This window comes from Flavobacterium sp. (genome assembly GCF_031363805.1).
GTDB lineage: Bacteria > Bacteroidota > Bacteroidia > Flavobacteriales > Flavobacteriaceae > Flavobacterium.
Window position 1 is genome coordinate 1 of the sequence record NZ_JANLVD010000200.1, and the last position, 9,050, is coordinate 9,050.

Consider the following 9,050-nt stretch of genomic DNA (forward strand, 5'->3'; position numbering starts at 1 on the left):
GCGTGGTTTGTGCTTCGCAAGAATTTATAAACGATCTGAAAAATGTAAATTCAGGTGCCAGTATGCTTTTGGGACCAACGATGGATAGTTTGAGAAGTGCATCAGTCATGAAAAACTTGAGAACTTTGCACATCAGAATGAAACAACACAGTCACAATGCAATGTTTTTGGCTCAAAAATTTGAAGAAGATGGCATCAAAACGGTTTATCCTGGATTAAAAAGTCACCCAAGTCACGAAATTTATTCAAAAATGATCAACCACGAATATGGTTTTGGCGGTATGATGACTATTGATGTTGGAAGTTTGGATAAAGCAAATGAATTAATGGAACTCATGCAAGAGAAAAATTTAGGTTATCTAGCAGTGAGTTTAGGATTTTATAAAACGTTGTTTTCTGCGCCAGGAACATCAACATCATCAGAAATTCCTTTGGAAGAACAAGCAGAAATGGGTTTGACAGATGGTTTGATTCGGTTTTCAATTGGTTTGGACAACGACATTGAACGCACCTATCAAAGTATGAAAGAATGTATGATAACAGTTGGAGTTTTATAATTTTATTAGATAAATTTTTAATCCGCTTAAGATCAATTTTAGGCTGATTTTTTTATTTAAATTTTCACTTTAATTCAAATTCGATGTGCTTTTTTAGATATATTTGACTTTTCTAATCAAGTAAGCTTAAAATATGTACATAGAACAAGTTAAAAATAAAAATTTCAATGGTATTTTATATCTGTTAGTTTTAGTAGGTTTCTTTGGAATGATGGTGCTGAATTATTTTATGTCTGAGGGTGTGAATACCAATGATATTATAACCGAATATATCAAAAAATTTGGAATGAACTTAACGTTTGTTTTTCTAATTTTGCCACTTTCTTTAATGTGTTTGGGATTGCTTTTTTGGGTTAAAATTGTACATAGACAAAGCATTACAAGTTTGACAACCAGTCGTCGAAAAGTTGATTGGAGTCGGATTTTCTTCTCATTTGGACTTTGGTCAGCATTCACGATTATAGTAACTTTGATAGCTTATTTTACTGAACCTGAAAGTTTTGTCATAAATTTCAAAGCAGTTCCTTTCCTTATATTTTTAGCTTTAGCTGTCATTTTGGTTCCACTACAGACCAGTTTTGAAGAATATTTTTTCAGAGGCTACATGATGCAATATTTAGGAGTAATTACCAATAGTAGATTAGTGCCATTTCTAGTCACATCAATACTATTTGGATTGATGCATTTTGCCAATCCTGAAGTTGAAAAACTAGGCTATATAACTATGATTTATTACATAGGTACAGGATTTTTCTTAGCCATTTTAACTTTAATGGACGATGGTTTGGAATTGTCATTAGGATTTCATGCTGCGAACAATTTAATTGGAGCTTTGCTAGTTACATCGGATTGGACAGTTTTTCAAACGCATTCAATTTTAAAAGATGTTTCTGAACCAAGTGCTGGTTTTGATATTGTTTTGCCTGTCATTATTATTTTTCCAATACTTTTATTTATCTTTAGTAAAAAATACAATTGGAGCAATTGGAAAGAAAAATTAACTGGAAAATTGCAACCCATTTCAATAGATAATAATAAAAATTTGAATCATGACACCACCGAATTATCATAATGTTCACAATAAATTCAAACTCAACGGTTTTCATTTAAATGAAGACGATTTATGCAGGGTTGCCTATAGTTTTATCAAAGAAGGTGAAGATTTTGAAAAACATGTTGGCGATTTTTTATTGGATTGGTTTAATGAAAAACCGTATTTAGAAATTTTGACTTCTGGAACTACTGGAGAACCAAAAATTATAAAAGTCGAAAAACAATCCATGGTCAATTCGGCCATTGCAACTGGTAATTTCTTTGATTTAAGTCCAGGAAATACAGCACTAAATTGTTTGCCAGTAAAATATATAGCAGGTAAAATGATGTTTGTTCGCGCCTTTATTTTAGGTCTTGATATGGATTTTATTGCTCCAAAATCATCGCCATTGCAACGCAATGATAAAAAATATGATTTTGTTGCCATGGTGCCACTTCAAGCCGAGAACTCTTTATTGCAAATTAATCAAATTAAAAAATTAATAGTTGGCGGTGTTAGAATGAGTACCAGTTTGATTAATAAATTAAAAAAATCAAAATGTGATGTTTATGAAACCTATAGTATGACAGAAACAGTAACCCATATTGCTGCTAAGAAAATAGGGGAGAAGGCATTTACCGTTTTTCCAAATATCGAAATTTCTCAGGATGACAGACATTGTTTGGTAATAACATCAGAAAATTTAAATGTGAATAAAATTGTGACTAACGATGTTGTCGAAATGGTTTCTGATAACCAATTTATATGGCTTGGTCGTCAAGATAATATTATAAACAGTGGCGGAATCAAATTAATTCCTGAACAAATTGAAAATAAATTGTCAACCAAATTAAAAGGTAGATTTTTTGTAGCTGGTGTAGCTGATGATACATTAGGTGAAAAATTGGTGTTGTTTATAGAAGGTGATCAATATACTTTAGACTCAAATATATTCGACGATTTAGACAAATATGAAAAACCAAAAGAAGTAAAATTTATAGCCAACTTTCCAGAAACCGAAACAGGAAAGGTAAAAAGAACCGAAATCGTTGCCTCAATATCTTAATAAATAATAAATGAAATCATTTTCAATAGAAGAAATAAACCAAATATTAAACGGAGAAATAATTGGAAATACCAATCAAAAAATAACAGCTCCAGAACAACTTGAGGTAGCAACTAATAATCAAATTTCATTTATTGGAAATAAAAAATATGAAAAATTTTGGGACAACTCAAATGCTGCTGTTGCAGTTGTCAACCAAGATATTTCAATCGAACCTGGTGAAAACAGGGCTTTTATAAAGGTTAAAAATGCCGATTTGGCGATGTCGCAAGTGCTTGAAATGTTTGCGCCACCCATGCCTACTTTTTTAGTCGATATTCACCCAACTGCAGTTATCGATGCATCGGCAACAATTGGAAATGGTTCAAAAATAGGAGCAGGTTGCTATGTTGGACTTCGGGTAAATATTGGTGAAAATGTAACTATTTATCCAAACGTGACTATTTTAGATGATACTGTCATTGGAAAAAATACTATTATTTGGTCAGGAACGGTTATTCGTGAGCGATCCGTTATTGGAGATAACTGTATTTTTCATCCAAATTGTACGATTGGAGCCGATGGTTTTGGTTTCAGACCCGATCCCGAACGTGGTTTGGTTAAAATTCCACAAATTGGAAATGTTGTTATTGGAAACAACGTAGAAATTGGTGCCAATTCTTGTGTTGACCGTGGAAAATTTAGTTCAACAATATTGGGCGATGGTTGCAAAATTGATAATTTGGTTCAAATAGGTCATAATTCAAAATTGGGTAAATTCTGTATTATGGCAGGAAATTCTGGACTCGCAGGTTCTGTAACCTTAGGAAATGGCGTTATTATTGGTGGAAGTGCTTCCATAAAAGACCACACTTCGATTGGCGATGGCGCCATAGTAGGCGCGGGTTCTGGCGTAACTGGCGATATAGAAGCTGGAAAAGTTATGCTAGGTTATCCAGCCGTTGAAGCACGAGATGCACTAAAACAATGGGCAATTTTGAAAAGATTGGTGAGAGATTCAAATAAATAATTATTAACAAATCAGTTGGTTGAAAACTAAACAAAGATTGAATGTCTAACATCAATTTACATTTCACCAACTATGTTTCCTCAAATAAAGTTAAACGCCTTAAAGAAGCTTGTAAAATCTATGTGAATCCTATGTGGTAAAAAATAAAAACTTACAAAAATATAGACAAAATCCAATAAACCAAAGCGGCCAAAAGTGCTGAAACTGGAATAGTTAATATCCATGCCCAAAGTAAACTTACAGTTACACCCCAACGCACTGCAGAAACACGCTTGGTTAATCCAACTCCAATAATAGAACCAGTGATGGTGTGTGTTGTACTCACTGGAATTTTTAAATGTTCAGTGAAATATAATGTCAAGGCGCCAGCAGTTTCTGCTGCAACACCTTCAAACGAAGTTACTTTTGTAATTTTGGAACCCATCGTTTTTACAATTTTCCAACCACCACTCAAAGTTCCTGCTGCAATGGCAGAATAGCACGCTAGCGGAATCCAACCTGGCATTTTCCCTTCAATATCACCGTTTGGCAACATAACATCCAACCAATCTGGCATACTTGCTTGAGCAACACCACTTGTGTGAATATAAACTGTGACTGCTGCTGCAATAATCCCCATTACTTTTTGAGAATCGTTTCCACCATGACCCAAACTAAAGGAAGCCGATGATAACAATTGCATTTTTCTAAGCCAATAATCTGATTTATTAAGACTCAAACTACTGAAAATTAAGCAAAATATACTAATAGATAAAACTATAAAAGCCACCAAAAACCATTTTATATTATGCGGTTCCAAGGCAATGCTCCAAAAATGAGATTCAAAACGAGGTTTTTTAATATCCGTATAGAATTGCATTTGACTATACACAAATAATATTGTAACAATCATTAGCGACAGCGTAAAAAGTTTGGGAAGCAGCGTCTTTTTAGACGAATTAAGTAACCAAATTGAAATAATGTAAGAAATAAGAGCACCTATTAACGGAGCCAAAACTATAAATGCTGCAATAATTAAAACCCCCGATGGCATACCACCACCTTTTCCTGCCGAATACCAATTTACTGCGCCAAAACCAGCATGTGCAATGGCTGCTCCAGCAAAACCACCAATCAAAGTGTGAGATGAGCTGGAAGGTATTCCGAACCACCAAGTCAATAAATTCCAGAAAATAGCGGCTATAACTCCAGCAAGAATTACAACCAGATTAATATCCATTGTATTTGCCGTTTTGGCTACAGTATCAGCCACACCAAAACCAAAAACCCAGTAGGCTAAAAAATTGAAAAAAGCCGCCCATAAAACCGCTTGAAATGGCGTAAGTACTTTGGTAGCCACAATAGTCGCAATAGCATTTGCAGCATCGTGAAAACCATTGATGTAATCAAAAATTAAAGCAAGAACTATAATGGTAATAAGTAAAGTAAATTCCATAAATTGATTTCTAAAATGCTATAATTAAGAGTGTTTTACAGAAATCTGCTCCAATATATTGGCCACATTTTTGCATTTATCTGATGCCAATTCAAGTGCAGATAAAACTTCTTTATATTTAATTATATTTTTTGCATCAGACTCATTTTCAAATAAATCGGCTACCGCTTTGTCAAAAACAACATCTGCTTTGCTTTCCAATTTGTTTATTTTCACACAAGCATCAATAATTTTTTTGTGGTTTTTTAATCCATCCAATTCAGATACGCCTATGTGTATAAGCTGACAAGCTTCCAAGTTTATTTCGGTTAACTTACGTATCGATTTTGTAATTTTTTCCACTTGGTACAATCTCATTCTACTGGCTGCACCGTGCATATTATCGGCCACAGCATCAATCGATTTAATCAAAACATGAATGTCTTCTCTATCAAAAGGAGTTATAAAATTCCTGCTTAATTCAAGGTGTGTTTTATGATTTATCTCTTCAATTTGAGCTTCCAATTCATCAATTTTGTTTAAATATTCTTCCCTAGCTTCTTTGGTAACTTGAATTGCTCCGTGTAAAGTTTCTGCAATAAGTACAAGCTTTGAAGTAGCTTCTTTAAATAGTGGGAAAAACTTTTTATCCTTTGGTACAAAAAATTGAAAAATGTTATTTATCGACATACTATATTAATTTACACTGCAAATGTAATATTCCAATGTTAAGTTAACATTAAATGTCGTTGGATTTATAATATTGATTTACTTGACAAAATTTCATTCCATTTATTTAAACCTATTTTGTAAATTAGCCACTCAAAAATAACACTTTTCAATTTATTACAATACAAAATGGATTTAAACTTCAACAAAAACGAAGATCATAATAAACTTTTACTATCAGATTTAAAACAACGATTCGCTAAAGTGAAATTGGGTGGCGGTGAAAAACGCATCGAAAAATTGCACTCCGAAGGCAAAATGACCGCCCGAGAACGTATTGATTACTTATTAGATGACAATGCCAAAGCCATAGAAATTGGCGCTTTTGTTGGCGACGGAATGTATGCCGAACACGGCGGTTGCCCATCGGGTGGAGTAGTTGTAAAAATAGGGTATATTTCAGGCAAACAATGCATTGTGGTAGCCAATGATGCTACTGTGAAAGCGGGCGCATGGTTTCCCATAACAGGCAAAAAAAATCTCCGGGCCCAAGAATTGGCTATGGAAAACAGACTGCCTATTATATATCTCGTCGATTCAGCAGGCGTTTATTTGCCTATGCAAGACGAAATTTTCCCAGATAAAGAACATTTCGGGCGCATATTTCGAAACAATGCTTTAATGAGCAGCATGGGAATTACACAAATTTCTGCCGTCATGGGCAGTTGTGTTGCCGGTGGTGCCTATTTGCCTATTATGAGTGACGAAGCCATGATTGTAGATAAAACAGGAAGTATTTTTTTAGCAGGAAGCTATTTGGTCAAAGCCGCTATTGGCGAAACCATTGACAATGAAACTTTGGGTGGCGCAACAACACACTGTGAAATTTCGGGCGTAACCGACTATAAAGCCAAAGACGACAAAGATGCGCTCGACAGAATAAAAAGTATAGTCGGCAAAATTGGCGATTTTGACAAGGCCGGTTTCAACCGTGTAAAATCCGAAAAACCCGCACTCGATCCCAACGATATTTATGGCATAATTCCAAAATCACGTGCCGATCAATATGATATGTACGAAATCATAAAACGACTGGTCGATTATTCTGAATTTGACGAATACAAAGGCGATTATGGCAAAACCCTTATCACCGCTTATGCCCGTATCGATGGTTGGGCAGTAGGAATCGTGGCAAACCAACGAAAAGTAGTCAAAACTGCCAAAGGCGAAATGCAATTTGGCGGTGCTATTTATTCAGATTCGGCAGACAAAGCCACCCGATTTATTGCCAATTGCAACCAAAAGAAAATACCATTGGTTTTTGTACAGGATGTTACCGGTTTTATGGTCGGTTCAAAATCTGAACATGGCGGTATTATTAAAGATGGTGCCAAAATGGTCAATGCCGTTTCCAATTCAGTCGTGCCAAAATTTACCGTTATTGTCGGCAATTCATACGGAGCAGGAAACTATGCCATGTGTGGCAAAGCCTACGATCCCAGGTTAATATTTGCCTGGCCAAGTGCCGAGCTGGCAGTTATGGGCGGCACGCAGGCAGCCAAAGTACTGGCACAAATAGAAGCCTCATCGCTTAAAGCCAAAGGAGAAATTGTCGATGAAGCAAAAGAAAAAGCACTTTTCGATAAAATAAAAGCGCGGTACGATGAGCAGGTTTCGCCCTATTACGCGGCGGCCCGCTTGTGGACCGATGCCATTATAGATCCGCTTGAAACCCGAACCTGGATTTCCATGGGCATCGAAGCCGCCAATCAGGCACCCATAGAAAAAAAGTTTAATTTGGGCGTTATTCAGGTATAGGTTTTTTTGGGCGTGCCCTCAAATTGCTTTGCTTCGTGCCTCGCAACCGTTCCTCCTCGCAATTTTTGGTCAGGCTTTTCGTTGCAATCTGTCATTGCGAGGAACGGGCGCCATCTAAACATGGAGCCTGCTTCTTCGCAATGACAGGATTTCCACTTCAATCCTTCACGTTGCAGAAATTTAGAAATTAAGCATTGAAGTTTGTCGGATTCATATTTAGGTTATAAAATTAATAAATTAGGTTTTATTAAATTTATGCGTAAGTTTGGATGTTAGGCGACAGTTAACCAAAACCCGAAGAAACAAGAAACTAAATTATGAAATGCAACAGTCAACTATTCTCATTTTTCACTATTCTATTATTTGTGACAAATAATTTATTTGCTCAAACAAAGCAAATAAAACAAATTGACTCTTTAATACAACGGTCAAACCAAATCGGAGTTTTTAATGGGAACATACTTATTTCAAAAAATAATAAAATAATATACAATACTTCATTTGGATTTACTGATGAAACTAAAACAAATAAATTAACTACTGAGTACAGATTTAATATTGGTTCAATTACAAAGGAATTCAGTGCGGTTGCTTTAATGCAATTGCAAGAGCAAGGTAAATTACTGTTAGATGATAAGGTTTCCAAATTCATTCCAGAATTACCCAAATGGGCTAATGAAGTTGCAATTAGAGATTTACTAAGATACACAAGCGGAATACCGAACGTAAACTGGAAAAAAATTAAAAATGACAAAGACCTTTTTAATGATTTAAAACTAATTGATACTTTAGATTTTAAACCAGGTACAAAATATGATTACAATAATAATAATCTCTTTTTAAGACAATTTATTGTTGGTCGAATAACAGGAATGTCTTTTAAATCTTATGTTGAAAAATTTATATTCAAGCGTTGCAAAATGAATTCAGCTGTAATGACACCTTTTGAAAACGAGAAAAATATCGCAAAGGGATTTAATAATAATTTGGTACAAGACAAAACCGATTTGCCTATAACAGGCGGAACTTATTTAACTACAATTGATTTGCTAAAATGGGCAAATTCCCTTCACACCGAAAAAATAGTTAATAAAAAATCACTTTTTGAAATTGGTCAACAATTTAATTTGGAAGAAACTCAATCAGCTTTGGGCCAAGCAAAATATAAAAACAGAAATTTGATTGAGCATTTACACGATGGAAGAGCTGGAAATTATGAAGCAATTTTAATTTCAGATATTACTGAAAAGTTCACAATAATCTTATTAGACAATAACTATAATGGAAAAGTTTTTGAAATTTCAGATGCAATTATTGCAATATTAAAAAAATAATTGAAAAATAACTACTGCCAACAGCGGTGACCGTTGCACAACCTCTCCAAAAGTCTGAATCTCTAAATAATCTATAAAAAGCAACCTCGTTTAAGCTATTTTAAGCGAGGTTTATTTTTTGAATATAGTGAAGTTTTTCAAAAACCAACA

Annotated in this window: 8 protein-coding genes; 6 read left to right on the forward strand and 2 right to left on the reverse strand. The window is 34.6% G+C overall.

Going from position 1 to position 9,050, the window contains the following annotated elements; all coding sequences use genetic code 11:
* The 4 genes from RMN92_RS10695 to lpxD all read left to right on the forward strand — a co-directional run.
* A partial coding sequence (locus tag RMN92_RS10695; RefSeq protein WP_309609436.1) for a PLP-dependent transferase occupies window positions 1–557 on the forward strand: 557 nt, incomplete at its 5' end.
* Between the two features lie 133 nt (window positions 558–690).
* Complete coding sequence (locus tag RMN92_RS10700; RefSeq protein ID WP_309609437.1) at window positions 691–1,629, forward strand: CPBP family intramembrane glutamic endopeptidase; 939 nt, start codon at window positions 691–693, stop codon at window positions 1,627–1,629.
* Window positions 1,607–2,656: an AMP-binding protein gene (locus tag RMN92_RS10705; protein ID WP_309609438.1), complete on the forward strand. Its 1,050-nt coding sequence runs from the start codon at window positions 1,607–1,609 to the stop codon at window positions 2,654–2,656. The genes RMN92_RS10700 and RMN92_RS10705 overlap by 23 nt, the downstream gene beginning before the upstream one ends.
* Window positions 2,657–2,666: 10 nt before the next feature.
* Complete coding sequence (gene lpxD / locus RMN92_RS10710; protein WP_309609439.1) at window positions 2,667–3,665, forward strand: UDP-3-O-(3-hydroxymyristoyl)glucosamine N-acyltransferase; 999 nt, start codon at window positions 2,667–2,669, stop codon at window positions 3,663–3,665.
* A gap of 151 nt (window positions 3,666–3,816) precedes the next feature.
* Here lpxD and RMN92_RS10715 read toward each other — a convergent pair whose 3' ends face one another.
* Together RMN92_RS10715 and RMN92_RS10720 are read right to left on the reverse strand one after the other, a co-directional pair.
* Entirely contained in the window at window positions 3,817–5,100 is a 1,284-nt protein-coding gene (locus tag RMN92_RS10715; protein ID WP_309609440.1) for an inorganic phosphate transporter, read from the reverse strand.
* Between the two features lie 24 nt (window positions 5,101–5,124).
* On the reverse strand, window positions 5,125–5,769 hold the full coding sequence (locus RMN92_RS10720) for a DUF47 family protein (RefSeq protein ID WP_309609441.1): 645 nt from the start codon (window positions 5,767–5,769) through the stop codon (window positions 5,125–5,127).
* A gap of 168 nt (window positions 5,770–5,937) precedes the next feature.
* On the opposite strand from RMN92_RS10720, the gene RMN92_RS10725 reads away from it, so the two are divergent.
* Both RMN92_RS10725 and RMN92_RS10730 read left to right on the forward strand, forming a co-directional pair.
* On the forward strand, window positions 5,938–7,566 hold the full coding sequence (locus RMN92_RS10725) for a carboxyl transferase domain-containing protein (protein ID WP_309609442.1): 1,629 nt from the start codon (window positions 5,938–5,940) through the stop codon (window positions 7,564–7,566).
* A gap of 317 nt (window positions 7,567–7,883) precedes the next feature.
* Window positions 7,884–8,900, forward strand: a complete 1,017-nt coding sequence (locus tag RMN92_RS10730; protein ID WP_309609443.1) for a serine hydrolase domain-containing protein — start codon at window positions 7,884–7,886, stop codon at window positions 8,898–8,900.
* Window positions 8,901–9,050 lie beyond the last annotated feature (150 nt).

What these genes read in the sequence shown, in the direction of transcription:
- RMN92_RS10700 (WP_309609437.1), top strand. Translation starts at nt 691, where the DNA reads ATGTACATAGAACAAGTTAAAAATAAAAATTTCAATGGTATTTTATAT.
- RMN92_RS10725 (WP_309609442.1), top strand. Translation starts at nt 5,938, where the DNA reads ATGGATTTAAACTTCAACAAAAACGAAGATCATAATAAACTTTTACTA.
- RMN92_RS10730 (WP_309609443.1), top strand. Translation starts at nt 7,884, where the DNA reads ATGAAATGCAACAGTCAACTATTCTCATTTTTCACTATTCTATTATTT.
- RMN92_RS10705 (WP_309609438.1), top strand. Translation starts at nt 1,607, where the DNA reads ATGACACCACCGAATTATCATAATGTTCACAATAAATTCAAACTCAAC.
- RMN92_RS10715 (WP_309609440.1), bottom strand. Translation starts at nt 5,100, where the DNA reads ATGGAATTTACTTTACTTATTACCATTATAGTTCTTGCTTTAATTTTT.
- lpxD (WP_309609439.1), top strand. Translation starts at nt 2,667, where the DNA reads ATGAAATCATTTTCAATAGAAGAAATAAACCAAATATTAAACGGAGAA.
- RMN92_RS10720 (WP_309609441.1), bottom strand. Translation starts at nt 5,769, where the DNA reads ATGTCGATAAATAACATTTTTCAATTTTTTGTACCAAAGGATAAAAAG.